This window comes from Mucilaginibacter sp. AK015 (genome assembly GCF_014200785.1).
Lineage (GTDB): Bacteria > Bacteroidota > Bacteroidia > Sphingobacteriales > Sphingobacteriaceae > Mucilaginibacter.
In genome coordinates this window covers 513,076-539,113 of record NZ_JACHCV010000004.1, presented here as the reverse complement: position 1 = coordinate 539,113, position 26,038 = coordinate 513,076, and the positions used below count along the sequence as shown (strand labels likewise).

Annotated in this window: 24 protein-coding genes and 1 pseudogene; 11 read left to right on the top strand and 14 right to left on the bottom strand. The window is 46.4% G+C overall.

Going from position 1 to position 26,038, the window contains the following annotated elements:
• The 5 genes and pseudogenes from HDC91_RS20065 to HDC91_RS17370 all read left to right on the top strand — a co-directional run.
• Positions 1-162: pseudogene (locus HDC91_RS20065) on the top strand (glucosamine-6-phosphate deaminase); the annotation flags it as partial.
• A gap of 13 nt (positions 163-175) precedes the next feature.
• Complete coding sequence (locus HDC91_RS17385; protein WP_183554307.1) at positions 176-640, top strand: DUF2059 domain-containing protein; 465 nt, start codon at positions 176-178, stop codon at positions 638-640.
• Positions 641-701: 61 nt separating this feature from the next.
• The gene (locus HDC91_RS17380; RefSeq protein WP_183554305.1) at positions 702-3,566 is read left to right on the top strand and encodes a pitrilysin family protein; all 2,865 of its coding nucleotides are present in this window, start codon (positions 702-704) and stop codon (positions 3,564-3,566) included.
• Positions 3,567-3,765: 199 nt separating this feature from the next.
• Positions 3,766-4,836: an SGNH/GDSL hydrolase family protein gene (locus HDC91_RS17375; protein ID WP_183554303.1), complete on the top strand. Its 1,071-nt coding sequence runs from the start codon at positions 3,766-3,768 to the stop codon at positions 4,834-4,836.
• A 68-nt stretch (positions 4,837-4,904) separates the two neighbouring features.
• Positions 4,905-5,249 (top strand): four-helix bundle copper-binding protein, encoded by a 345-nt coding sequence (locus HDC91_RS17370; protein ID WP_183554301.1) that lies wholly within the window; start codon positions 4,905-4,907, stop codon positions 5,247-5,249.
• Between the two features lie 24 nt (positions 5,250-5,273).
• Here HDC91_RS17370 and HDC91_RS17365 read toward each other — a convergent pair whose 3' ends face one another.
• The 3 genes from HDC91_RS17365 to HDC91_RS17355 are packed head-to-tail and all read right to left on the bottom strand — an operon-like array spanning position 5,274 to position 9,066.
• Entirely contained in the window at positions 5,274-7,430 is a 2,157-nt protein-coding gene (locus HDC91_RS17365) for a xanthine dehydrogenase family protein molybdopterin-binding subunit (protein WP_255476774.1), read from the bottom strand.
• A gap of 5 nt (positions 7,431-7,435) precedes the next feature.
• On the bottom strand, positions 7,436-8,425 hold the full coding sequence (locus HDC91_RS17360; RefSeq protein ID WP_183554300.1) for a xanthine dehydrogenase family protein subunit M: 990 nt from the start codon (positions 8,423-8,425) through the stop codon (positions 7,436-7,438).
• On the bottom strand, positions 8,422-9,066 hold the full coding sequence (locus tag HDC91_RS17355) for a (2Fe-2S)-binding protein (RefSeq protein WP_183554298.1): 645 nt from the start codon (positions 9,064-9,066) through the stop codon (positions 8,422-8,424). Before HDC91_RS17355 ends, HDC91_RS17360 begins: the two co-directional genes overlap by 4 nt.
• A gap of 115 nt (positions 9,067-9,181) precedes the next feature.
• Between HDC91_RS17355 and HDC91_RS17350 the strand changes: the two genes are divergently transcribed.
• The gene (locus tag HDC91_RS17350; RefSeq protein ID WP_183554296.1) at positions 9,182-10,369 is read left to right on the top strand and encodes a class I SAM-dependent rRNA methyltransferase; all 1,188 of its coding nucleotides are present in this window, start codon (positions 9,182-9,184) and stop codon (positions 10,367-10,369) included.
• A gap of 104 nt (positions 10,370-10,473) precedes the next feature.
• On the opposite strand, the gene HDC91_RS17345 is transcribed toward HDC91_RS17350, so the two are convergent.
• The 6 genes from HDC91_RS17345 to gcvH form a co-directional block, all read right to left on the bottom strand.
• Entirely contained in the window at positions 10,474-11,085 is a 612-nt protein-coding gene (locus tag HDC91_RS17345; RefSeq protein WP_183554294.1) for a SprT-like domain-containing protein, read from the bottom strand.
• Between the two features lie 69 nt (positions 11,086-11,154).
• On the bottom strand, positions 11,155-13,269 hold the full coding sequence (gene feoB, locus HDC91_RS17340) for a ferrous iron transport protein B (RefSeq protein ID WP_183554292.1): 2,115 nt from the start codon (positions 13,267-13,269) through the stop codon (positions 11,155-11,157).
• Between the two features lie 7 nt (positions 13,270-13,276).
• A complete protein-coding gene (locus HDC91_RS17335) occupies positions 13,277-13,492 on the bottom strand; it encodes a ferrous iron transport protein A (RefSeq protein WP_162430160.1) in 216 nt (71 codons plus the stop codon).
• Positions 13,493-13,559: 67 nt separating this feature from the next.
• The gene (locus HDC91_RS17330; RefSeq protein ID WP_183554290.1) at positions 13,560-13,928 is read right to left on the bottom strand and encodes a VOC family protein; all 369 of its coding nucleotides are present in this window, start codon (positions 13,926-13,928) and stop codon (positions 13,560-13,562) included.
• A gap of 116 nt (positions 13,929-14,044) precedes the next feature.
• On the bottom strand, positions 14,045-14,440 hold the full coding sequence (locus tag HDC91_RS17325) for a VanZ family protein (protein ID WP_183554288.1): 396 nt from the start codon (positions 14,438-14,440) through the stop codon (positions 14,045-14,047).
• Positions 14,441-14,443: 3 nt separating this feature from the next.
• Positions 14,444-14,824, bottom strand: a complete 381-nt coding sequence (gene gcvH, locus HDC91_RS17320; protein WP_162430157.1) for a glycine cleavage system protein GcvH — start codon at positions 14,822-14,824, stop codon at positions 14,444-14,446.
• Positions 14,825-14,962: 138 nt separating this feature from the next.
• Between gcvH and HDC91_RS17315 the strand changes: the two genes are divergently transcribed.
• The 3 genes from HDC91_RS17315 (at position 14,963) to HDC91_RS17305 (ending at position 17,169) form a co-directional block, all read left to right on the top strand.
• A complete protein-coding gene (locus HDC91_RS17315; protein ID WP_183554286.1) occupies positions 14,963-15,544 on the top strand; it encodes a DUF4142 domain-containing protein in 582 nt (193 codons plus the stop codon).
• Positions 15,545-15,643: 99 nt separating this feature from the next.
• Positions 15,644-16,660: a Gfo/Idh/MocA family oxidoreductase gene (locus HDC91_RS17310; RefSeq protein WP_183554284.1), complete on the top strand. Its 1,017-nt coding sequence runs from the start codon at positions 15,644-15,646 to the stop codon at positions 16,658-16,660.
• 26 nt (positions 16,661-16,686) lie between these two features.
• On the top strand, positions 16,687-17,169 hold the full coding sequence (locus HDC91_RS17305; RefSeq protein WP_183554282.1) for a thioredoxin family protein: 483 nt from the start codon (positions 16,687-16,689) through the stop codon (positions 17,167-17,169).
• A 91-nt stretch (positions 17,170-17,260) separates the two neighbouring features.
• Here the strand turns inward: HDC91_RS17305 and HDC91_RS17300 are convergent, their stop codons facing one another.
• The 4 genes from HDC91_RS17300 to HDC91_RS17285 form a co-directional block, all read right to left on the bottom strand.
• Positions 17,261-18,049, bottom strand: a complete 789-nt coding sequence (locus tag HDC91_RS17300) for a succinate dehydrogenase/fumarate reductase iron-sulfur subunit (RefSeq protein WP_202925378.1) — start codon at positions 18,047-18,049, stop codon at positions 17,261-17,263.
• Between the two features lie 25 nt (positions 18,050-18,074).
• Complete coding sequence (locus HDC91_RS17295) at positions 18,075-18,440, bottom strand: four helix bundle protein (RefSeq protein ID WP_183554280.1); 366 nt, start codon at positions 18,438-18,440, stop codon at positions 18,075-18,077.
• Positions 18,441-18,520: 80 nt separating this feature from the next.
• On the bottom strand, positions 18,521-20,455 hold the full coding sequence (locus HDC91_RS17290) for a fumarate reductase/succinate dehydrogenase flavoprotein subunit (protein WP_183554279.1): 1,935 nt from the start codon (positions 20,453-20,455) through the stop codon (positions 18,521-18,523).
• 76 nt (positions 20,456-20,531) lie between these two features.
• Complete coding sequence (locus HDC91_RS17285) at positions 20,532-21,314, bottom strand: succinate dehydrogenase cytochrome b subunit (RefSeq protein WP_183554277.1); 783 nt, start codon at positions 21,312-21,314, stop codon at positions 20,532-20,534.
• Between the two features lie 206 nt (positions 21,315-21,520).
• Here HDC91_RS17285 and HDC91_RS17280 point away from each other — a divergent pair, with 206 nt between their 5' ends.
• Positions 21,521-22,663 (top strand): peroxiredoxin, encoded by a 1,143-nt coding sequence (locus HDC91_RS17280; protein WP_183554275.1) that lies wholly within the window; start codon positions 21,521-21,523, stop codon positions 22,661-22,663.
• A 17-nt stretch (positions 22,664-22,680) separates the two neighbouring features.
• Here the strand turns inward: HDC91_RS17280 and HDC91_RS17275 are convergent, their stop codons facing one another.
• Positions 22,681-23,331, bottom strand: coding sequence for a hypothetical protein (locus tag HDC91_RS17275; protein ID WP_183554273.1), 651 nt, complete (start codon positions 23,329-23,331; stop codon positions 22,681-22,683).
• 71 nt (positions 23,332-23,402) lie between these two features.
• Here HDC91_RS17275 and HDC91_RS17270 point away from each other — a divergent pair, with 71 nt between their 5' ends.
• Entirely contained in the window at positions 23,403-25,979 is a 2,577-nt protein-coding gene (locus tag HDC91_RS17270) for a ligase-associated DNA damage response DEXH box helicase (protein ID WP_183554271.1), read from the top strand.
• Positions 25,980-26,038 lie beyond the last annotated feature (59 nt).

The following is a 26,038-nucleotide window of genomic DNA, read 5'->3' as shown; positions in this document are numbered from 1 at the left end:
AAACATCAGTCGCAAAAGGACAGGCCGGTTTTCCCCGGCGATGATGCACGCGAGTTTTGGGTACGGGCCGAGGACCGGAACCGCGAAACCGCCCAGAACTATGACAGGCTCGGCATGGCAGAATATGCCGCTATGGAGGCTTTTGTCAGATATCACTTTTAAAAATAAACATCGCATGAAATATAAATTCTTAATTATTGCCCTATTTTTCTGTGTAACAGCAAAAGCGCAAACCACACCCAACATTACCCCGTCACATTTAAAAGCTGCCGAAGATGTGCTGAAAGCCTCGGGCGCTGATATGCAGTACAAAGAAACAATGGATGCCATGATAAAGCAGAGCAGCGCTAATATCCCTGCGGATAAACAGCAAAAGTTTAGTGATATTATGAATGCCTTTATATCCAAATACATGAGCTGGGAGTTGATGAAAGACCAGATGGCAGCTTTATATGCCCAGGAGTTTACCGAAAAAGAGCTTAAAGACCTTGCCGTATTTTACCAGACTCCATTAGGTATCAAGCTTAATAAAAAGCAACCCGTTTTATTTCAGAAAGGTGCCCTCATCGGTCAGCAAGCGGTTCAAAGCCACCAGGTAGAGCTACAGCAAATGATGCAGGAGGCCTTTAAATCCGAATAAACAATTTGCAACTAAGGGTTTCGTTTAGCATCTTAGTAAAATATTCCTTTTTAATTAAATTATGAACTTCAACAGAGCTTTATCTGTAGCCACGCTGGCGCTTTTAATAGCATGCGGCAGTGCCAATGCACAGGTAAAAAGAAAACCCGTTCCATCACACAAAAGCAAAAGCACACCGGCCTCGGAAGCAGTTAAGCCTGCCAATTTGTTGCCGGTTGATGATAATGTACTGATAGGTAAATTACCAAACGGCCTAACCTATTATATACGCCATAACGAGCAGCCGCAGAACCGGGCCGACCTGTACCTGGTGAATAAGGTAGGCTCGATACTGGAAACCGACGCCCAGCAAGGCCTTGCACACTTTACCGAGCATATGGCCTTTAATGGCACGCGCGATTTTCCAAAGAATGCGTTGGTAGATTACCTGCAAAAGTCGGGGGTTAAATTTGGAGCCGACCTTAACGCTTACACCTCTTTTGACGAAACGGTTTACCAGCTACCCTTACCAACGGATAGCGCCGCTGTGTTTGAAAAAGGATTTAACATTTTAGCTAACTGGGCCGGTTATGTAACCTTCGACCCCGTAGAAATTGACAAAGAACGTGGTGTTGTATTAGAAGAAGCGCGCTTACGCGGTAAAAACGCCCAGGAGCGCTTAAGTCTGCAAACCCTGCCTGTTTTGCTTAACAATTCGAGGTATGCATCGCGTTTACCGGTAGGTAAAGAGGATATCCTGAAAAATTTTACAGCAGCTACCATTAAAAGCTTTTATACGGATTGGTACAGACCCGACTTGCAAGCAGTAATTGCTGTGGGCGATTTTGATGTGAAACGGGTTGAGGCATTGATAAAAGCCAATTTCTCGGGCCTTAAAAACCCTGCAGTTAAAAAGCCACGGCCGGATTACACCGTGGCCCCAACTCCCGGGACAGTTGTAAAAATTGCAACCGATGAGGAGTTTCCGTATACGCTTGCACAAATTGTAGTTAAGCACCCGCATAAACCCGTAAGAACAACTGCCGGTTATATGCAAAGCGTGCGTACCTCGCTTTTCAACTTTATGCTGAACCAACGCCTTGCCGAACTACAGCAAAAACCCGAGCCGCCATTCTTATACGCGCGCACCAGCTACGGGTCGCTAATTGGCAGCCAGGATGCTTTTTCATCGGTAGTGGTTGCCAAGGCTGATGGTTTGGAAACCGCGGTTAAGGCCGCTGTTGCCGAAACAGAGCGCGCGCGTAAATTTGGCTTCACATTAACAGAGCTTGAACGAGCCAAACAGACGGCGCTGGTTGGCATTCAGAACGCATATTACGAAAGGGACAAAACAAACTCGGCTAATTACGTTCGGGAGTACCAGCTTAATTTTTTAAATGGCGAAGCTATTCCCGGGATTGACTTTGAATACAGTTTTTATGTGAACAATATCAGCAAAATAACCCTCGAAGAAATGAATGCCCTTGCCGGCCAGTTCATAAGCGACCAAAACAGGGTTATTATCGTGGAGGGTGCCGAAAAAGATAAAGATAAACTACCTGATGAAAAAACCATTTTAAACTGGATAAGCTCTGCCGGCAATAACCTTACGGCTTATGTTGATAATGTTACCAGCAAGCCGTTAATGGAAAAAGCTCCCGAGGGGTCAAAAGTTGTATCAGAGGTACAGGACGATGCTATTGGCACCACGACACTTACATTAGGCAATGGTTTAAAGGTAATATTGAAGCCGACAGAATTTCAAAACGATCAGATACTGATTAACGGATATAGCTTTGGCGGTACATCCCTTGCCAGCGATAACGACTATACCTCGGCAAGCTTTGCCGGGTCTATTGTTGGGAGCAGCGGCATATCAGAGTTTAACCAGGGCCAGCTCGACAAAATGCTCGCGGGTAAAAATGTGAGCGTTTCGCCATACATCAGCGAAATAACCCAGGGCATTAGGGGCAGCGCCTCTCCGGGCGATTTTGAAACAGCCCTGCAACTGATATATCTGTATTTTACAAAGCCACGTAAGGATGAGGATATCTGGAAGGGTACGATTAACCAAACCAAAGCGTTACTGGCTAATCGCAGCCTCGATCCGCAAAGCGTTTACCAGGACACCCTTTCGGCGGTTATGAGCAACAATAACTTCCGTTATGGTGCAACAACTGTAGAAAGGTTAAACCAGGCCAGTCTTGATAAGGCGTTCGATTTTTATAAAGAGCGGTTTGCCGATGCCAGCGGTTTCACATTTGTGGTTGTAGGTAAGTTTAACCCCGACCTGATCAAACCCTTCCTGGAAACCTATCTTGGCGCCTTACCGGCAACAAATAAAAAAGAAACGTACCGTAACTTAAAGATGCACCCCGCCCCCGGGCAGATAAACAAAACCGTTTATAAGGGTATTGATGACAAAGCTACTGTGCAGATGATATACAGCGGCGATTATGTATTTAATGAAGCCAACAACCTGCAAATGGATGCGCTGGAAGAAGTGCTTAACATAAAACTTGTTGAGCGCTTACGCGAACAGGAAAGCGGGATTTATGCACCGGGCATAAGGGCGTCGTATGCCAAAAACCCCGAAGGCCGCTATACCGTTACCATTGTATTTACCTGCGCTGCTGCAAACGTTGATAAACTGATCGCCGCAACACTTGATGAGATCAATAAGATCAAGCAAACCGGTGCGTCACCGACCGATATTGAAAAGTTTGTGGCCGAAGAAGCGCGCTCTACGCAGGTTCAGCTTAAACAGAACATATCGTGGGCTGGTTATTTGGCGGGGACCTCGCAAAACGGGCAAAACCCTGACGAGATACTAAGCCATGTAAAAAACCTGGATCAGATAACCGTACAAAGCACAAAAGAAACCGCTAATAAATACCTTAATAATAATAACCTGGCAAAGGTGATACTGATGCCAGAGAAAAAATAAAGGTTAACAGCACCAACAAAAAGCCTTTCAGATTTTCATCTGAAAGGCTTTTTGTTTTTAACCCACTCGCCTCTTTAGCGCGCGACAAAAGCCAACTATCACCCGGGCCAGCAGCAGAAGCTCAAACATTTGCTATAAAAGTATTAGGGTGCTTAACTAAGGTTACTTAATTTTATGCTGATCTGCTTGGGCTTGTCGTATGAAAAGAAATATGTCCCTTTTTTACTTCGCGATATTAATATCTGCTTTATTTGTTAGCAGCGGGGCATTGGCTAAACCCAGGTTTTTTAAAGCCGATAATTCGCATTTTAAATACGTTGGCCGGGTTGATTTTACAGATCCGCAAAAGCCTAGGTTTTGGTCGCCCGGGGTTTATATCACTACTAAATTTAAAGGGCCATCGTGCAGGTTGCTCATCAACGATGAGGAACTGTTTGGCAAAACTCACAATTACATTGAGCTAATTGTCGATGGTAAGCCATCGCGCATACAAACTACAGGGAAAACCAACAACATACAAATAGCCAAACACCTTGGTAAGGGATGGCATACGCTGCTAATCTGCAAAGACACAGAATCGGGTATGGGTTACCTGGAGTTTGTAGGCCTGGTTTGCGAACAAATCACGTCGCCGGGTCAACCCAAACGAATGATAGAATACATCGGCGATTCGATAACCGCGGGTGCTGGAGTAGATGCCTCGGAGGTAGCCTGCGGCAAGGGTGAGTGGTACGATCAGCATAACGCTTATCTTTCCTACGGAGCGCGTACATCACGGGCCTTAAATGCGCAATGGCAGCTAACCGCAGTTGCCGGTATTGGCTTGGTACATAGCTGCTGCAATATGGATATCCTGCTGCCGCAGGTGTACGATAAGGTGTACTTACGCAACGATTCGCTTAAATATGATTTTAGCCAATACCAGCCCAATGTGGTTACTATTTGTTTGGGGCAAAACGACGGACCGCAAGATTCAGTTAAATTTTGCAGCGAGTATGTAAGGCTGATAGATACTGTTCGCAGTAAATACCCCCAGACGGATATTGTTTGTTTATCGAGCCCTATGGCCAACGCAGAGCTTACTGCCGTGCTGCACCGCTACCTTACAAGTATTGTGCAGTTTGTAAATGCCCGCGGCGATAATAGGGTAAGCAAGTTTTCTTTCTCACGCAGCTTTAACAGTGGCTGCGATGGGCATCCCGATGCTAACGAGCATGCCATCATAGCCGGAGAGTTAACCGCATACCTTAAAAAGCTTAAAGGCTGGTAACGATTTTAAATTTATCGAAACATTTTTAACCATAGATTATTGATATTATATAATCAATTATTACAGCTATGGAAAATCATGATCACAGCGCCCTGATACAAAAATTACTGGCATGTGTTGCCGCATGCGAAAATTGCGCTACAGCCTGTTTGCAGGAAGACGATGTAAAACCGATGGTAAGGTGCATTAGCCTTGACCGCGACTGCGCCGATATATGCAGCCAGGCGGCTCGCTTACTCGAACGGAAATCAGAGATAGCTCACCAGTATTTACTGCTTTGCGAAGAAATTTGCCGCATGTGTGCCGATGAATGCGGAATGCACCAGCACGACCATTGCCAGATATGTGCCGATGCATGCCGCCAGTGTGCCGAAGCCTGCCATGCGCACCACCAGCCCATTGCGCAGGATTAATGACGTTTTATATCGTATGGCGAGTTAAATAAGCTTATCGGGAGTTATAGGCAGGTCGCGTACGCGTTTGCCGGTTGCATTATAAACTGCGTTTGCCACCGCTGCGGCCATGCCTATTAAAGATATCTCCGCCATACCTTTCGCACCCATCGGGTTAATGTACGGGTCGGGTTTGTTTACAAACAGGGCCTCAATTTGCGGTATATCGGCATTGACCGGGACGTGATAATCGGCAAAGTTATTGTTTACGTACCTGCCATACCGATGATCCATTTGGGCTTCTTCCATTAAAGCCATACCTATGCCGCCAATAGCGCCGCCAATAAGCTGGCTGCGGGCGGTTTTTGGGCTTATTATCTTACCCGAATCGGCCACAGCAACAGCCTTGTCTATTTTCACTACCCCCGTAGCCGGGTGAACTAAAACCCGCGTAAAATGCACGGACCACGCCTGCATAGAATATTTATTGGCATCAGCCCCTATTGACGACTTGATGGTGATACTTAAAAACGGCAGGTTGTTATCCTTCAATATTTTGGCATAGTCGGGTTTATCGGTACCGCCATTACCCATCAGCTTCTGAAATTTTTGCTTCAGGTCAGTACATGCATCGTATACCGCACCGCCCACGGTAGCTGTAGTGGCCGAGCCGCCCTGCATAGGCGCTTCGGGTAACGACGAATCGCCCATTTCAAATTTTATCTTTTCGGCAGGTAAACCCATAATTTCACTCGCGATAGATACCATCGCCGTACCTGTGCCCGGGCCAATATCTGTAACTGCGGTTTGCAGTAACAGCGTGCCATCGCCCATCATTTTTGCAGTAACGGCAGCGCTGTCGCGGTATGCGCCAAACATACCTCCACCCATACCATAGCCAACCATCCACCCGTCTCTTTTAACCGAGCCGGGCTCTGCTCTCCGATTCTCCCAGCCTATTTGTGCAGCACCCATCTTATAGGCGTCATCCAGGTGCTTGCTTGAAAATGGTTTATTATTATCAGGGTCTGTAAGCGCATAGTTGCGCATCCGCAACTCTACAGGGTCTATCTTAAGCAGGTAAGAAAGTTCATCCAACGCCGACTCCAGCGCAAAGGCACCGGTGGCTTCGCCCGGGCCGCGCATCCATGTAGGTGTACCTATATTAACCGATAACAGCTTATACCGGGTGGTAACATTAGGGCAGGCGTACAACCCCTTGCTTACATTTATAGGCCCTTCGGCAAAGTCTTCATAGGTGGATGTTTGCCCGACAGCTTCGTGTGTTATGCCTACAAGCTTACCATCGGCAGTAGCGCCTATCCCAATTTTTTGCCAGGTATAAGGTCGATGACCAACCGAAGTAAACATGTCCTGCCGGTGCAAAACCAGCTTAACCGGCCTTTTTAACATTTTAGCCCCCAGTATCGCGGCTATCTCGTGCGGCCACACCTGTAACGCGCTGCCGAATGCACCCCCAACAAATTTTGCGTTTACCTGCACGTTGGCAGCCGGTATATTAAAGGCTTTCGCGATATCATCGCGCGTGGCCTGTGTGCCCTGGGTTTTATCCCAAACGGTCAGCTTATCCGGGGCATCCCATTTAGCGGTAATGGCATGAAGCTCCATAGGGTTATGCACTTCGGTGGGGACCACATACTCCTGCTCCAGTTTAAACGGCGCGTTCTTCCACGCATCGGCTTCACCGCGCACAAAGTCTTTTCCGCCCCAGGGCGCAACGCCACGTTTAAGATCTGTTGGCGGGTTGGTATCATGCGCAGCTTTATTATACGTTGCCTTTACAAGCGATGCAGCATACAGCGCACGTTCGTAGCTATCGGCAATAACCATGGCTATGGGCTGCCCGTTGTAATAAATAACATTATCATTAAAAATCTTCAAAGCGCCTGCCTTTACCTGTGGCTTAGCCGGGTTTTTAGCCTTTTGGTGCCCGGGTACTTTTGGCGCATTCAGGTGTGTAACCACCGCCAGTACGCCGGGAGCCTTAACGGCCTTTGAACTATCTATAGACGCTATGGTGCCTTTGGCAATGGTACTGCCTACCAGCACTGCATAAGCCAGGCCATCTAACTTATGTTCGGCAGCGTATTTGGCCTTGCCTGTAACTTTTGCCCATCCGTCTATTCGGCTAAGGCCATCAGTAGATGCGGGCATTGTTATTGTTGTTTCTGCTGTTCCCATAATAATTAAGCTAAGCCCGAGGCCTGTTTTAAGGCCTCGGTAATAGTAGCCGGGGCAAGTTTTAATTTAAATGCGTTATACTTATATGCCTTGGCGCCCTGCATGGCAACCCGGGCGGCATGCGCAAAGTTTTCTTCGGTTGGTTTTTTGCCAATAAGCGCTTTTTCGGCATCAAATAAACGCCAGGGCTTATGTGCAACGCCTCCCATTGCCAGGCGCGCATCCTTTATTACACCACCTTCGATATCCAGCGCGGCGGCAACAGATACCAGAGCAAAAGCGTACGACTGCCTGTCGCGCACTTTTAAGTAATAACTGTGTTTGGCAAAGTTGTTTGTTGGGATGATAACGCGGGTTATCAGTTCGTTACTTGCCACGGTGTTATCAAACTGCGGCGTTAGGCCGGGCAAACGGTGAAAATCTGTAAACATTATATAACGGGTGCCCTTAGGGCCTGATACCTCCACCTTAGCATCTAAGGCGGCCAGTGCTACGCACATATCGCTTGGGTGCACTGCTATACATTTCTCGCTTGTGCCGAATATGGCGTGCATACGGTTAATGCCTCCCAGTGCGCCGCAACCGGTGCCGGGCTCGCGTTTATTACAGGGCATGGCGGTATCGTAAAAATAAGTGCAGCGCGTGCGTTGCATCATGTTGCCGCCAACGGTAGCCATATTGCGCAACTGCGGCGATGCACCGGCATGCAAGGCCATCGAAAGCAACGGAAACATTTCCTTTACACGCGGATGTTCGGCAACCACGCTATTTAAGGCCAATGCGCCAATAGACATCGTCATTACATTGCCCATCGTTTCACTAATTTCTTTCATGGGCAAGTGAGTAATATCCACAAGCCTATCCGGCGCGGTTACGCCGCGCTTCATCAGGTCAACCAGGTTAGTGCCGCCTGCTATGATCTTGGTGCCGGGCTTGCTGATGGCGCTTATAACGGCGGCATTACTGCTTGCCTTTACGTATTGAAATTGTTTCATGCTTCCATGCCTCCATTCTTTACATCGGTAATAGCATTAACAATATTTGGATAGGCGCCGCAACGGCATATATTACCGCTCATAAATTCCCGTATCTCGCCCTCAGAGTTGGCGTGCCCCTCGTTGATACAGGCCACTGCCGACATGATCTGCCCCGGCGTACAGTAGCCGCACTGAAAGGCGTCATGCTTTAAAAAGGCTGCCTGCATAGGGTGCAGTTCATCACCTTTGGCCAAACCCTCGATGGTAGTGACTTTTTTGCCGTTAACCATGATGCCGAGCGTTAAGCAGGAGTTCACCCGCTGCCCGTCCACATGTACGGTGCATGCGCCGCATTGCCCATGGTCGCAGCCTTTTTTGGTGCCGGTAAGGTCCATTTCTTCGCGAAGGATGTCAAGCAGGGTAGCGCGCGGCTCAACCGACAGGTTGTGCATTTCGCCATTCACTTCCATGCGCAGTGGCAGTTTTTCGAGCGCGCCGGCTATTTGTTCATCTAAATGTCCTTCGGCCGCTTTTATGGCGGTTGCCGGCGCTAATGCTACCGCAGTCAATAATGATGATTGCTTTATAAAACTTCGGCGCGACGGATCTTCAAGGCCGGTTTGAGGCATGGCGTCCGTACCAAATTCTTCTTTTTCCATAGTATAGAGGGCTTACAACCGTGAATTTACCTGTTTAATAACATAAATAGCAACCAGATGTGTTATTTATATTGATGCTAAAAAGCACAAGCATGATATTGTTACCTTTGCAGCTATGATCGACGTTATATTAAAAAAGGGGAAGGAGAAAGCGGTGTTACATAAACACCCCTGGGTATTTTCGGGCGCAATAGAACAGGTTAAAGGCAAACCTGCCAATGGCGACATCATATGCCTGCGGGATAGCAAGAAAGATTTCCTGGCTTACGGCTTTTATAACGATCGGTCGCGCGTTGCTGTGCGCCTGCTGGAGTGGGACGAAAGCGTAGCGGTTGATGATAACTGGTTCCGGGATAAAGTGCGGACATCAGTTGCGGGTCGCGCGCATATTTTAGCGGATGGCAGCACGGACACCTGCAGGCTTGTATTCAGTGAATCTGATTATCTTCCGGGGCTTATCGTTGATAAATATGCCAATCATTTGGCGGTACAGGTGCTTACATCGGGCATACAAAATGCTATGCCGGTGATTATAGATGAATTGAACGCACTGTTAAAGCCAGCCAGCATTTTTGATAAAAGCGACGCAGCTTCCCGCTCGCACGAAGGATTAGAAACCAGCAATGTATTACTGGCCGGCACCCACCCACCCGAACTGGTAATGGTGAAAGAAAACGGCATCAGCTATGGCATCAATATCGCCGAAGGCCAAAAATCGGGCTTTTACTGCGATCAGCGTTATAACCGCAAGCTACTGGCAACCTATGCCACAGGCAAAAAAATGCTGGATTGCTTTTGTTATACCGGAGGTTTTACCTTAAATGCCCTAAAAAACGGTGCAGCGTCGATTACCAGTGTAGACAGCTCTGCACTGGCGCTTGAAACGCTCGAAGAAAATATCCGCCTTAACCAATTTGAAGGTTCCGCGCACAGTGCTATTAAATCTGACGTAAACGTTCAGCTACGCAAATTCAGGGATGAGGGCGAAACGTTTGATATCATCGTACTCGACCCGCCAAAATACGCGCCATCCCGCTCGGCGCTCGACAGGGCTTCACGTGCATATAAAGACCTTAATCGTTTGGGCATGCAATTGCTGAACAGCGGCGGCCTGCTGGCTACATTTTCCTGCTCGGGCGCTATGGATATGGAAACCTTTAAACAGGTGGCTGCATGGGCGGCCCTTGATGCCGGTAAACAGGTGCAGTTTATTTACCAGTTCCATCAGCCGGAAGACCATCCGGTGAGGGCATCGTTCCCCGAGGGGGAATATCTGAAGGGCTTGTTGTGCCGTGTTTGGTAGTAGCCTCATCCCCACCCTTCTCCAAAGGAGAAGGGCTACACCTAACAAGTCCTCTCCTTTGGGGAGGATTTAAGTGAGGCTACAAGCTAACTTGTTCAAATAATTTATTCCTGTATTACCTCTACTTCGGCAACAGGGCTAAACAGGTAGATGCGTTTGGAGCTTACCTCCACACACTTGTAGCGCTTGCGCAGCTTCTCTTCCTTGCGGAATATACGGCCGTCCTTTAGCTTAAACAATGCTTTCAACGGTAGCTTTTCAACCGTATGTACGGATTCCTTTGGCGCATCATATTTACGCAGCGAGCGGTAAAGGGTAAGGTCTGAGCAGCTTGAAGCCGCAGGGTTGTTTAAGTAGCCGGTAATAGCCTGCCTTACATCCGGCGGGAATACTTCCTTCTCAAAAAAAGGCTGCATCATTTTTTTAAAGTTGTTCTTCCATTCGGTACCGTGGGGTTTGGCCTTATGCTTGTGTTCGTTCCAGGTATGCAGGTGCGCAAACTCGTGTACGGTAGTCACCAAAAAAGCATAGGGGTTAAGGTCGAAGTTCACCGATATGCGATGCCCTTTGCCGGCATGTGGCGCACGGTAATCGCCGAACTTAGTACCGCGGTTGCGCGAAATTTTAAACTCACATTTAAAGTAATCTATCCAGCGGCCAATAAGTGGCGCCGCATCAGGCGGAAGATACTTTTCTAATACTTTTACTTTATCCAATTTTTACCTCTGCATCAAAGATAGCGGTTTAGGCTGAAAGCGAAAAAATCAAAGCAGAAAGCTTAAAGCTTACTTTAACAGGTTATATACCAAAAACGCGGCGCAATAAGCTAATACCGTCATGTAAATAAACTGGGCGGCGGGCCAGCGCCAGTTTTTGGTTTCGCGATACACAACAGCTACGGTGCTGGCGCATTGCATGGCAAAGGCGTAAAACATCATCAGCGAAAACGCCACGGCCAGCGTAAACACCGGGCCGCCTGTATTAGGGTTTTTGGCGTTACGCATCTTGTCCTGCACCGAGTCTATCCGGTCGGCATCGCCGTCAACGCTATAAATAGTAGCCATAGTGCCTACAAATACCTCGCGGGCAGCAAATGATGTTATAAGCGCTATCCCTATTTTCCAGTCGAACCCGATGGGTTTGATGACCGGCTCTATCACGTGGCCTAAAACGCCGGCGTATGAGTTTTCCAGTTTTTCGGTAGATACCACTCTTGCCAGGCTATCGGGTGTCATGCTTTGAGTGTATTGCGGCTGTTGGTATTTTTTTTCGATGTTGGCAAAACGGTTTCCCGGCCCGTACGACGACAGCACCCAGAGGATAACCGATACGGCTATAATTACCTTTCCGGCCTCAAGCACAAATGTTTTTGAACGCTCGTACATCGAAAAAAGCACGTTGTTCCAGCGGGGCATGCGGTACACCGGCAGTTCCATTATAAAATATCCGCGCTCACGGGCCTTCAAAATAAATTTCATTACGTAGGCTACTATTATAGCCGATACCAGGCTGAGCACATACATGCCTGTAAGCGCCAGGCCCTGCAGGTTAAATAGCCACCACACGTTACGGTCGGGCACCACAAGGGCTATCAATAAGGTATAAACCGGTAAGCGTGCAGAGCATGCTACCAACGGCGTTACCATAATAGTTATCATGCGGTCCTTCCAGTTCTCGATGGTGCGGGTGCTCATGATAGATGGCACGGCGCAAGCAAAGCCACCAATGAGCGGCACTACCGATTTACCGTTAAGCCCTACCTTACGCATGATCTTATCCATCATAAACGTAACCCGCGACATGTAGCCCGTATCTTCCAGTATCGATATAAATGCAAACAAAATGGCTATCTGCGGGATAAAAACCAGCACGCCGCTTAAGCCGGCAACAACACCATCTATCAGCAGGTTAGCAAGCGGGCCACCGGGCAATATGCCGCGCAAGCCGCCTTCCATCCAAACAAAAAGGTCTTCGATGAGCGACATGGGGTATGCTGACCAGGCAAATATCGACTGGAACATAAAAAGCAGCACCCCCATGAATATGATAAAGCCAAAAACCCTGTGGGTAAGTATCTTATCAATCTTATTACTTATCGATTCATCGTGCGCGGTAACCGGTGTTTTTACCGTATCGTAAAGCAGGTCGTTTATATAGTTGTACCGGGCGATTGTTTCGGTAGCCTGTGCTTTTTGCGAGTGGAAACTGTGTTCCTTTTCCAGTTCTTCTATCCGGTTGCTTTGTTCCGGCGTTAAAAACTTTAAGGTTTCATGCTGGTGGGCAAGCTGCAGCGCAAAGTATGGGTTATCGGTACCAAGTTCGTGGCTTATGCTTTCTATAATACCTGGAGCTATAGCTGTTACGTCGATACTTTCCTGCTGCAGCGCGAATTTATTGGCATAGGATATGGCGGTTTTCAATTCGCCAATGCCTTCCAATTTACGCGCCGATACCGGGATAATAGGCACGCCAAGTTTACCGGCCAGTTTATTTATATCAATATTTATTCCTGCCTTTTTAGACAGGTCGATCATATTTAAGGCAATAATTACGGGTATTTTCAGATCAGCCACCTGGGTATAAAGCAGCAGGTTACGTTTTAAATTGGTGGCATCAATTATTACGATGATCAGATCAGGCGTAAGGGCGGTGTCTTTTTCAGCAAGTACCGAGAACACGATGGATTCGTCGCGGCTTTTAGGGTAAAGACTGTAAGTGCCCGGCAGATCGATAATTTCGGCCCGGCGGCCGTCGGGCAATTGGGCGTAGCCAACTTTTTTATCAACAGTAACCCCCGGAAAATTTCCTATTTTTTGATTTAGCCCGGTTAATGCATTAAAGAGTGTCGATTTACCGGTATTTGGATTTCCAACAAGCGCTACTCTGATATCAGCTTTCAATGAAATACTATTGCAAAATTATGGTCGACGCCTCGAACCTGCGTAAACTTAGCTGGTAACCCGATACATGGATAGCTATGGGATCGCCAAGAGGGGCAACACGGGCCACTTTAACAGGTTCGCCGGGAAGGCAACCCATCTCCATCAGCTTTACAGACATTTCCAGGTCAGTAAACTCCTTTACTATTCCGGTTTCTCCTACTTCAAGCTGTTCCAGGGTCATTTGCGTTAATTTAGATCACAAATGTAAGCTTATTTATAACAAATCCAAATAAGAACAATGTAAAGATTTATTCTTCCTGACAAAATCGAAGTGTGTTCCCGTCGGCATCAGTAACATACAATTCACGGTTGCCCCAGGTCTGGTCTACCGGCCCCTGATGAACCGGCGAGTTTTCTTTCCCTGTAATATCCAATCCCCGGCTTACATATAAATTAAAAAGGCTATCTACATCGTTTACCCAAACATTGGCGACCGATTTAAACAGGGTTGGGCTTTCGTAAACAGTAAGCTGCAGCTCTGCTCCGTCAGCAATAATATCTACTACACCATCAGCGGAAGCTTGCGGGTATTTTAATTTGAAATTAAGCACGCCTGTATAAAAATCAATAGCCGCCTGCATACTCGTGCATTTAAATAGCGGGACTATCTTATACATGGTGTTGCTGTACAATTTTGTCGCTTATCAAGCCAAAATGGGGGCAGTTACAATCTTTTTTAAATAACCCGCACGATGAAAGTGTAACCGTAATTACTAAAACGGCAATAACGTATTTAACTGTTTTCATGATTGATAGCGTTACTGGTTAACAACACGGCAAATATACCCATACAGCCGCCAATAGCATCGGCCAGCAGATCATTCCAGTCGCCGCTACGCCACGTAAAAAGGTATCGCTGCAGCATTTCAATTAATGCGCCATAGCTTATCAATACAATGGTGTTCTTCATCGCTATCTCGATACGTATGCTACGGGTTTTCCATTTACGGATGCTACCATAACAATACAAAACCGAAAGCACAAAAAACAACCCACAATGCACCAGTTTATCAAACCCCGGAAAAAACAGGTGCGAATTGCCAACACCACCCATTGGGATAGCGCATATTGTCAAAATAAAAAAGGCCCACAAAATAGCAGGCCCGTAATATTTTAGCGTTTGTTTCATTAATTATTGGCCTATAACGCCCTTATAAGCGTCGGCAGATAAAAGGCTGTCTGCATCGGCAGGGTTGTTTAGCTTTACTTTTACCATCCATCCTTCTCCGTAGGGATCAGAGTTCACTAACTCGGGCTGGCTATCTAACTGTTTGTTTACTTCTAAAATTGTACCGTCAACCGGCATGAACAGATCAGATACCGTTTTTACAGCTTCTACCGTACCAAAAACAGATTCTTTGGTAACATCCTGGCCTACTGTATTAATGTCTATGTAAACAATATCGCCTAATTCGCCCTGGGCAAACTCTGTGATACCGATGTAAGCTTCATCGCCTTCAACGCGTATCCATTCGTGATCGCTTGTGTATTTTAACTCTGCCGGAAAATTCATATGGTTTAATTTATGTTGTCAAAAATAATAAAAGTTTAAGGTATAACAACAATAACGCACCCAAACAAACGATAGATACTTCAAACAAAACTATCTGGGATAAACGTTGTTAACTATAAAACTAAAAATACCACAAAAATGAAAAAATTAAGTTTAGTGGCAATGATGGCTATAGCAGCCTTATCATTCCAAGCCTGTAACAATGCCGCCAAAGACAGCAAAGAAACTGCCGATAGTGTAAACGCGGTGAAAGACACCACCACGACCGGCGCAACCGGTATAGCGGTTGATGAAAACGATGCAAAATTTGCTACTGATGCCGCAAATGCGGGCATGGCCGAAGTTGCGGCAGGTAAACTGGCTTCAGAGAAAGCCGTTGATCCGCGCGTTAAGGAGTTTGGCAATATGATGGTAATGGACCACACCAAAGCCAATGAAGAATTAATGGCAATAGCCAAAACAAAGAATATTACTTTGCCAACCGCACCGGATGCTGACCATCAAAAGATGGCTGCCGACCTTGCTGCAAAATCGGGTAAAGATTTTGACAAAGCATACGTTGACGCAATGGTAGACGGACATAAAAAAGTAGTGTCGATGTTAGAAGATGCATCGAAAAATTGTAAAGACGCCGACCTAATGGCTTTTGCTACCAAAACGCTGCCTACAGTTAAAGCGCACTTAGCTAAAATTGAAGCGATACAAAGCAGCATGAAATAAGCTTAAACTAATTTACATGAAAAGGGGTAGGCATAAGCTTATCCCTTTTTTATTGGAAAAATTTATGTTGATACCTGTTAATATGATAAATTTACCGTCATGTCAGCACCTATAATTACAGGCTTAATGGCCTATGGCATGTCCGGGCGAATATTTCATGCGCCGTTCGTTAGCACCAATCCCGGCTTCACATTAAAAGCTGTAGTTGAGCGCCACGATAAAAAAGCGGCCAACATATACCCGGATATCCTCAGCTACAACAATATTGATGATTTGTTAAACGATGACGAACTTGAACTGATAATTGTTAACACGCCCAGCTACCTTCACTATGAGCACGCTGTTAAAGCCTTAAACGCCGGCAAACATGTACTTATAGAAAAACCCGCTGCAGCCACGGGTGCCGAAGTAAAAGAATTATTTGAACTTGGCCGCAGGTTGGGTAAGCATGTTATGATATACCAGAACCGAAGATATGACAGCGGCTTTTTATCAACCAAAGAAGTAATTGAAAGTGGCCGGCTGGGCGATCTGATTGAGGTAACTTTCCGGATGGACAGGTATAAAGCTGCGCTGGGCGTAAAATCGTTTAAAGAAACAAAAACTACGCCGGCTAATGGCCTGGTTTACGACCTGGGGCCGCATTTGCTTGATAACGCAATAAGCTTATTCGGCAAGCCGCTTACCTTCCGCAAAACTACGGGTATATACCGCGATGGATCTGAAGTGCCAGACTATTTCAACTATCACCTTATTTACCCCAACCAGCTCAATGTTTATTTAACATCAGGCCTGCTTATAGCCGGCGAAACACCCGGTTTTGTAGTGCATGGCAAAAACGGCAGCTTCATAAAAAACCGTACTGATGTGCAGGAGGCGCAGTTGGACAAAGGCATGATGCCAACCGATCCTGCTTATGGGGTTGAGCCGGCCGGCAACGAGGGCCACCTTACAACAGTGGGGATAGATAACCAAAAGTGCACCGAGCCAATAGCATCGAAAAAAGGCGATTACACCCAAATATTCGATGCCGTTTATCATACAATACGCAATAACGCGTTATTTCCTGTAACTGAAGAACATATTGCCTGGCAACTGGAAATGCTGGAGGCTTAATTTTTTGTACAATGACAATTAAACAAATGAAGAGACTCATATTCTTATTATCTATCGTGGTAGCCGGCTTTTCGTGCACACAGGCCCAAACTGTCCCCACCACGATCCCTCCGTATAAAATATTAACCACTAACGACCAAACAGTTACCCCGGCAGACCTTACAAAGAACAAACCGGTGATGATCATTTACTTTGCCCCCGATTGCCCGCATTGCCAGAAGCTGATAAATGATATGAAACCTTATATGAAGAGTTTTAAGGATATACAGGTGGTGATGATAACTTTTAGTGATATCAGGATGGTGAAAAGTTTTCAGAAGGATTACGGCTTAACCGCATGGCCTAATTTCATTTTAGGCACCGAAGGCTACACTTATACTGTGCAGCGTTTTTATCAGCTTAAGCATACGCCGTTTGTTGCCATTTATAATAAAGGTGGTAAACTGGTGCAAACGTTTGAGAAACAACCGGAGGCGAGCGACCTGTTGGCCGCGATCAAGAAAATTTAAGGCCTCGGGTAACCTGCCGAGGCAAGCACAAACAAAAAGCCCGGCTGCAATTGCAGCCGGGCTTTTTGTTTGTGAGTTCTTGTATATAATATTATTCGCCGCCGGTGTGGTCATGCGCGTGCTCTTCGCGGAAAAGCTTGGCACTGAAAAAGTCGTTATTCATGCGGGCAATATTGGTCAGGGTTATTTCTTTAGGGCATTCTGCCTCGCAGGCACCGGTGTTGGTACAGTTACCAAAGCCTTCTTTATCCATTTGTGCCACCATAGCCTGTACACGGCTGTAACGCTCGGTCTGGCCTTGCGGCAACAAACCCAGCTGCGTTATTTTAGCCGACGTAAACAGCATTGCCGAAGCATTTTTACATGCGGCAACGCATGCACCGCAACCAATACAGGTGGCCGAATTAAAGGCCTCGTCGGCAATTACCTTGGGGATGGGTATTACGTTGGCGTCGGGCACACCGCCTGTGTTTACAGATATGTAACCGCCGGCCTGTTGTATGCGGTCGAAGGCAGAACGGTCGGTCGCCAGATCCTTTACGATCGGGAACGCTGCTGAACGCCATGGTTCAATAGTGATGGTTTCGCCATCGCTAAAACTACGCATATGCAATTGGCAGGTTGTAATAGCCCTTTTTGGCCCATGCGGGCGGCCATTAATGTACAACGAGCACATCCCGCAGATACCCTCGCGGCAATCGTGGTCGAAGTGAATAGGGTCTTCCCTTTTCAGGATCAGGCTTTCGTTAACCACATCCAGCATTTCAAGGAATGACATATCCGGCGAAATATTTTCGGCCTTATAGGTCACAAACTTGCCGGGGGTTTGCGAATTTTTTTGACGCCATACTTTCAGCGTCAGGTTCATGTGTCCACTCATCTTAATAGATTTGAGATATGAGATTTTAGATTTGAGACGGCTTGTTTAACATTTGCTGAAAAGCATAATTCATCTTTTGCAATTCTTCAATCTGTTGTAATAATCCGTTCAGCAAATCAGTATTTAATAAACTTAACTTGTTTGATATAACCAGTTGGGTTTGTACCTCGTACGATGACCCATTTGCTATACCTAAAAAATTACAGAACTCTTTATTAGAGTTTCTTCCAGCACCTTCTGCAATATTTGATGGAATTGAAACTGCTGCTCGCCTTAACTGGCTGGTTAAACCAAAACGCTCATCATTTGGAAAGTTTGAAGTGGCTTTATAAACATCAACTGCCAAATCAATTGCTTTATTCCAAATTTTCAATTCCCTCAGGTTGTGCATCCTATTAGATGTTAGATATAAGACGTGAGATCTGAGAAAAGGACCAAGGGCTCAAATCTCATATCTAACATCTCAAATCTTTATTTATAAGATCGTTGTGTTAACTTAACATTTTCATATACCAACTCTTCCTTGTGCAGTTCTTCGGGTTGGTTTTCGCCTTTATATTCCCATGCTGCAACAAAAGCAAAATTTTCGTCGTCGCGTAATGCTTCACCCTCTTCGGTTTGCGATTCTAACCGGAAGTGGCCACCGCACGATTCGCGGCGCATTAAAGCGTCGGTAACCATCAGTTCTCCAAGCTCAATAAAATCTGCTACGCGGCCGGCCCTTTCAAGCGCAAGGTTAAACTCTTCGTTTTCGCCGGTTACAATGGCATTTTTCCAAAAATCGGCCTTTAACTCTTTGATCAGGCCAAGTGCTTTTGTAAGGCCCTCTTCAGTACGTGCCATGCCGCAATATTCCCACATAATATGGCCCAGGTCGCGGTGATATTCGTTAACGGTTTTTGTACCATTAAGCGCCAGCAGTTTGTTTACATAGGCTACTACATCCTGCCTGGTTTGTTCAAAAGCAGGGTGGTTTTTATCGACCGGCTTAGGGCCAATAGTGGCCAGGTAATCGCCCAGGGTATAAGGTATAACAAAATAACCATCGGCAAGGCCCTGCATTAAGGCAGAAGCCCCAAGGCGGTTTGCACCGTGGTCGCTAAAGTTACATTCGCCCATGGCATACAAGCCCGGTACATTGGTGCTCAGGTTATAATCAACCCAAAGGCCGCCCATGGTGTAGTGTACCGCCGGATAAATGCGCATTGGTTGTTTGTAGGGGTTTTCGTCGGTAATTTGATAGTACATATCAAACAGGTTACCATATTTTGCGCGTACGGTATCCTCACCCAAACGTTGTATAGCTTCGGCAAAATCAAGGAATACCGCAAAGCCAGATCCACCAACGCCACGGCCATCGTCAACCATTTCCTTCGCGTTACGCGAAGCCACGTCGCGCGGAACAAGGTTGCCAAATGCCGGGTACTTTCTTTCCAGGAAGTAATCGCGGTCTTCTTCTTTTACCTCGGCGGCGGTTATTTCCTTTTTGCGCAGCTTTTCGGCCACCTCCACCGTTTTTGGGGCCCAAACACGGCCATCGTTACGTAACGATTCCGACATCAGTGTTAGCTTACTCTGATGATCGCCTGTTACCGGTATACAGGTGGGGTGTATTTGGGTATAACAAGGGTTGGCAAAATAAGCGCCACGCTTGTGCGCGCGCCACGCTGCCGTTACGTTACTGCCAATAGCATTTGTAGAAAGATAAAAAACGTTGCCGTACCCACCTGTCGCTAATAACACGGCATGGCCTGCATGCGTTTCTATCTCGCCGGTTTTCATGTTACGGGTAACAATACCTTTGGCGTGGCCGTCTATCATTACCACATCCAGCATTTCGGTGCGGGTGTATACCTTTACTTTGCCCAGGTGTATCTGGCGGTTCAATGCCGAATATGCACCAAGCAAAAGCTGCTGGCCTGTTTGGCCACGGGCGTAAAACGTACGAGACACCTGCGCGCCACCAAATGAACGGTTATCCAGCAAGCCGCCGTATTCGCGGGCAAATGGCACGCCTTGTGCAACGCACTGGTCAATAATATTTACCGATACTTCCGCAAGCCGGTAAACATTACCCTCGCGCGAGCGGTAATCACCCCCTTTAATGGTATCGTAAAACAGGCGGTAAACGCTATCGCCATCATTTTGATAATTTTTTGCAGCATTAATACCACCCTGCGCAGCAATGGAGTGCGCACGGCGCGGGCTATCCTGAAAGCAGAACGATTTAACGTTGTATCCAAGTTCGGCAAGCGACGCCGCTGCCGAAGCACCCGCTAAACCTGTCCCCACAACAATAATATCGTACTTACGCTTATTGGCAGGGTTTACCAGCTTTAAATTAAATTTATGCTTGCTCCATTTTTCGGCTAATGGGCCTTGCGGAATTTTAGCATCTAAACTCATTTGTTTCTATTTACGATTTTAGAATTACAATCTTAGATTTACGAATACCCGTTCAATCCAAATTGCAATTCGTAAATTATTTTAAACTCTGTATGTAATAAACTACCGGCATCAGCGCAAAACCCAGAGGTATGATCACCGCGAACAGCCAGGTGCCAAAGAAATAAACTATTGGCTTGTATTTTCGATGCACCCAACCCAGCGTATGAAATGCGCTTTGGAACCCATGCAGCAAGTGGAACGATACCGCGCCCATTGCTATTACGTAAAATATCACATAAAATATGTTGCTGAAACTGCTTTGTATACGCGCGTGCAGGTCTTTTACACGAACGATCTCTACGTTGTTCTCTGTAGATATCGACCGTTCAAAGTCAGGCGTTGCAGGGGTATAGTCAGATACCGTGGTTTCGTTAGTTGCCAGGTTGGTGCGGTATTCCTTAAAACCTAATACGTTGTTATACTTATACGTGAACCAGAAATCGCCCATGTGTATAACGATAAACAAAAACAGGATAGAACCCAGCAAGCCCATGTTTTTTGATGACCACGATGCCGGCGATTTGGTATGAACGGCATAGCCAACAGGGCGTGCCCGGCGGTTTTTAATAGTTAATACAAGTGCGTAAATACTGTGCACTATAATAGCCAGGTACAACAGCCAGGCGATAACTTCGATGGGTGGAAAATGCGTTAAGAAATTTGCGTAGCTGTTAAATGCAAAGCCCTGGTCGTGCTTAAAAAGTAAGAGGTTACCGCCCAGGTGCACAATTAAAAAAGTACACAAAAACAAGCCTGTTAAAGCCATTATCAGCTTTTTTCCCAGTGATGAGTTAAAGGTTTGTTTAAATTCGCTCATTATTGATCAGATTTATTTAGGCAAAAGTACCAAAAGATAGAAATGGTTTCGGTTTAATGGAACGATAATAACTATTTAGAAACAGTCTAAGCAGAATATTTCTTTGTAAGCCTTTAGGTTTCAATATTTTTACCTGATACGGTCGCGTTTTTACCCGTAAAGCCAGGATATTTCATATTTTAGGGCACCTTGTTACATTTAAAACTATGAAGTATAACCTATACCTTATTACCCTTTGTTTTCTGATAGTCGCCTGTAATAATACCCCGAAATTTGAAATTGCTATTAAGGCCCATGTTACAAACGGAAGCATTATATTATCAAAGGGTAAAGAGCAATTGCTTACCCAGCCCCTTACAAATGGCAGCGCTACTATCACTACGCCTGTCGAAAGCCCGGGATATTATACTTTATCGATAATTGATGGCGACAAGCCCCTGAGCGCTAAAAACAACTTCGAGATTTACCTCGAAAACGGCAGCTATACTATCGATGCTAATGCTAATACCAAAGGAGTATATCCGGATATAACATCTACATCCAAAACGCAGCAGCAGCTTTCTGATTATTATAAAACCGAAAACGAGTTGGCGGGTAACTTAAACCACAGCATCGATTCGCTGCTTACTTTTTTAGATTCGCGTGGTGGCAGAGGGAAGTCAAAAAAAGAGTTCTCCTCCCTGATCAAAAAAACCCGCGACCTTCAAACTCAAAGAAGAAAACTGGAGCCAAAAATTTTGGATGCTTATATATCCCGGCACCCGGATAACGTTGTTGCCGCCCACATCATGTCGTTACAGTATATGGACGAGTACCCTGTTGAATACAACAAGCTTTTATCAAAGCTTACTGATGAGGCCAAAAAAACGCCCGACGGGCAATCGGTAGCCGATAAGCTAAGCGTACTGGTAAAACTTTTACCAGGCTCAGAAGCCCCGGATATTGTTGGCGTAATGCCCGATGGCAAAGAATTTACCAGGCTACCATTAAAAGGAAAATTAACCCTGGTGGAATTTTGGATATCGGGCAATTGGCTTTGCCAGACTAACCATGCTAAAATTGCTAACGGCCTTATTATTACTGATAGCGATAAAAAGCATTTTGCCGTTGTAAGTGTTTCAATAGACGCTTACCCCCAGGTGTGGAAACGCGCAGTTAAGCAAAACAATCTGACCTGGCCGCAGGTGGCTGATTTTAAAGGCAACAATTCGCCAAATGTAGCCAACTGGAAGATCACCACCGTGCCCACTTACTTTTTAGTCGACGGCAACTGGCGCATCATCAAACCTAATATTGATATCCTTGATGTTGACCAGGAAGTACACGATTACCTGGCGGCGCACAAATAAGATCCCCTTTATCGGTTTTATTTAACTGGTTTTAGATCGGCGAAGAAGGGCAGGTAAGTAGTGGTTACATCTTTACCCGGTTCATGTACTGTAATACCTGTTATGATATCTTTACTATCCGCTTCAAAACCGATGCCTGCTTTGGCGTCGTCATAAAGGCTGCGGCTATTTCCTTTATCGGTAAATGTCGCTACTTTTTTTAGGTGATATAAGGCCATTGCATCTTTTAAAGGCGCGCCGGTATGCAGCTTATTGGTTACTTTAAATGCTGGTGAGGTAACCCTTACCTGTTTAACGCGGCTGGTTTCGTCGTTCCCCATATCGCGCGAAAAATACATTTGGGTAACATAGCCGGTGGTATCGTGGTTAGCATACCAGGTAGCTATGCTTTTACCCATAGCCGCATCTCCGGCATCGGGTTTGCCTAAACGTTTATAGATATTTTCGCTGCTTTCGTTTATGGTTGTTTGGCCAAGGCTTATTCCCGGTACAACTAACTGGGCAAGTGGTATGGGCTTATCGCCGGGAAGGTCAACAACGGCAGTATCAACCTTATTTACGGTAGTATCTTCGGCCTGGCTATTATCGGCCGTTGAACCTGGCTTTTGCTTGCATGATATTACAATAATGGCAAGTAAGGGTATAAATAAGTATCGCGACGATATCATGGTTGTAACAATTTAATTAATTTACAGTTGATAGCTATAACCAATATTAGCGTATTTTGTTATCATAAACAATGCTTACAAAAGGACAAACCGTAATACAGCAATGGTACAGGCAAAAGCAGTGGAAGCAGTTCCCGTTTCAAAAAGAGATGGAGGCCGCGTATCTTTCAGGTTATTCGGGCTTACTGAACGCGCCTACCGGCAGCGGTAAAACCTTTGCATTGTTCCTGCCCTTTTTGGCAGACTTTATAAACAACCATCCTGATACTTATACCACCCAAAAGAACAACGGCCTGCTGATGTTATGGATAACGCCGCTGCGCGCATTAACCAACGATATACGCAAAGCCATGCAGGAAGTATGCGACGATATCGGCTTGCCCTGGCGCATCATGACCCGCACGGGCGATACGTCCGCCGCCGAAAAAGCCGCCCTGAAAAAGAAACTACCCGAGGTATTGCTCACCACCCCCGAAAGCCTGCACCTGATGCTGGCCCAAAAGGAGTATGATAAGGTTTTTAAAGGCCTCCGGGTAATGGTTTGCGATGAGTGGCACGAGTTGCTCGGCACCAAGCGCGGTGTACAGGTGGAGTTGGGCTTGAGCAGATTGAAAGCCTTAAGCCTGAAGTCTGATGTTGAGAGTAAGGATGACCTAAGACTTAAGGCTTCCGACTCTCGACTTAAAATTTGGGGTATCAGCGCAACCATCGGCAACCTTGAACAGGCGGCCGAGGTTTTGCTTGGGAACGACTTCCCCCCGGAGCAGATAAAAATGGTGCGCGCCAATATTGATAAAAGGCTGGTGATAGAATCTGTCATCCCCGAAAATATTGAAAACTACAGCTGGGCAGGGCATATTGGTGTAAAGCTGTTGCCGCAGGTGATGGAGATAGTGGCTAAAAGTAAAACCACACTGATATTTACCAATACCCGGTCGCAAAGCGAGATATGGTACCACGCCATAATCGATAACTATCCCGAATATGCGGGCATTATGGCCATGCACCATGGCTCGCTTGACAATGAATTGCGTAACTGGGTAGAGCAAGCCCTGCATGCAGAAGCATTAAAGGTTGTGGTTTGCACATCAAGCCTTGATCTTGGGGTAGATTTCCGCCCTGTGGATACGGTCGTGCAGGTAGGCAGCCCCAAAGGGGTAGCCCGTTTTATGCAACGCGCGGGGCGCAGCGGCCATCATCCCGGGGCTATATCAAAGGCATATTTTGTACCTACCCATTCGCTTGAACTATTGGAAGGCGCTGCGCTTAAAGGGGCCATTAAAAAAGGTGTATTTGAAAGCCGCGACCCAATGCTGCTTACCTTTGATGTGCTGATACAGTTTATGGTGACGCTTGCCGTATCTGACGGCTTTAGGGCTGATCAGCTGTTCCGGGAGATAAAGACCACTTTTGCCTTTGCGGACCTGCGGCGGGATGAATTTAACCAGCTACTTGATTTTATTACCAACGGTGGCAAAACCCTTGCACAGTACGATGAGTTTTTAAAAGTTGAGGTAGATAACGGTCTTTTCAAGGTCAATAGCCGGCGGGTCGCCCTCCGCCACCGCCTTAGCATCGGTACCATTACCAGTGAACTCAGTATCCGTGTTAAATGGCTAAGCGGCGGCAGCCTGGGTACCTTAGAAGAAGGTTTTATAGCCAAGCTAAGACCCGGCGATACTTTTTGGTTTGCAGGCCGGAGCCTTGAGTTTGTTAAGGTAAAGGAAATGACTGCCTACGTTAAAAAATCCACCAAGACAAAAGGCCTGATACCAAGCTGGGCGGGCGGCAGGATGCCTTTGTCTTCACAACTATCGGCTGTATTCAGGGATAAACTGGATGAGGTAGCCAACGGCATTGAAACGGATATAGAAGTACGCGCCCTTAAACCTTTATTTGATCTGCAAGCCCAGTTATCCCATCTGCCACAACGGCACGAGTTTTTGATCGAGTCGTTCAGATCACGCGAGGGGCACCATTTGTTATTTTATCCTTTTGAGGGAAGACTGGTGCACGAAGGGATGGCAAGTTTGCTGGCCTATCGCATCTCCAAGATAAAGCCTGCCAGCTTTTCGATAGCCATGAATGATTATGGTTTTGAACTGCTCACAGATGAAGACATTCCAATAGAGGAAGCTTTGGAAGATGCCGATTTCTTTAGTATCAATAATCTTATCAGCGATATACAAAACAGCCTTAACTCTAATGAAATGGCGCGCCGCAAATTCAGGGACATAGCGCATATCGGCGGACTGGTATTTACCGGATATCCTGGTCAGCAGGTAAAGAACAAGCATTTGCAGGCATCCACATCATTGTTGTTTGAAGTGTTTAACGAATATGAGCCGGACAACCTTTTGGTGCGCCAGGCTTACAACGAGGCACTGGCGTTTCAACTGGAAGAGTTTAGGCTGCGGGCAGCTTTGCAGCGCATCCAAACGCAAAATATCATCCTTAAAAATATTGAACGCCCAACACCTTTTGCCTTCCCTATATTAGTTGACAGCCTGGGCCGTGAACGCCTGACCACCGAAACAATGGAGGAGCGGATAGCTAAAATGGCCCGACGTTACGGCGCGGATGAAGTGGCTGACAGGCCTTCGGGCAAAAGCAGGAAGCCAGGGGTGACAAGAAAGAAAGGATTTTAAGAAACAAACCTGTTATTGCTGGGAGTGAAAGAGACGTAGTAACCGGCTACACACAAGGC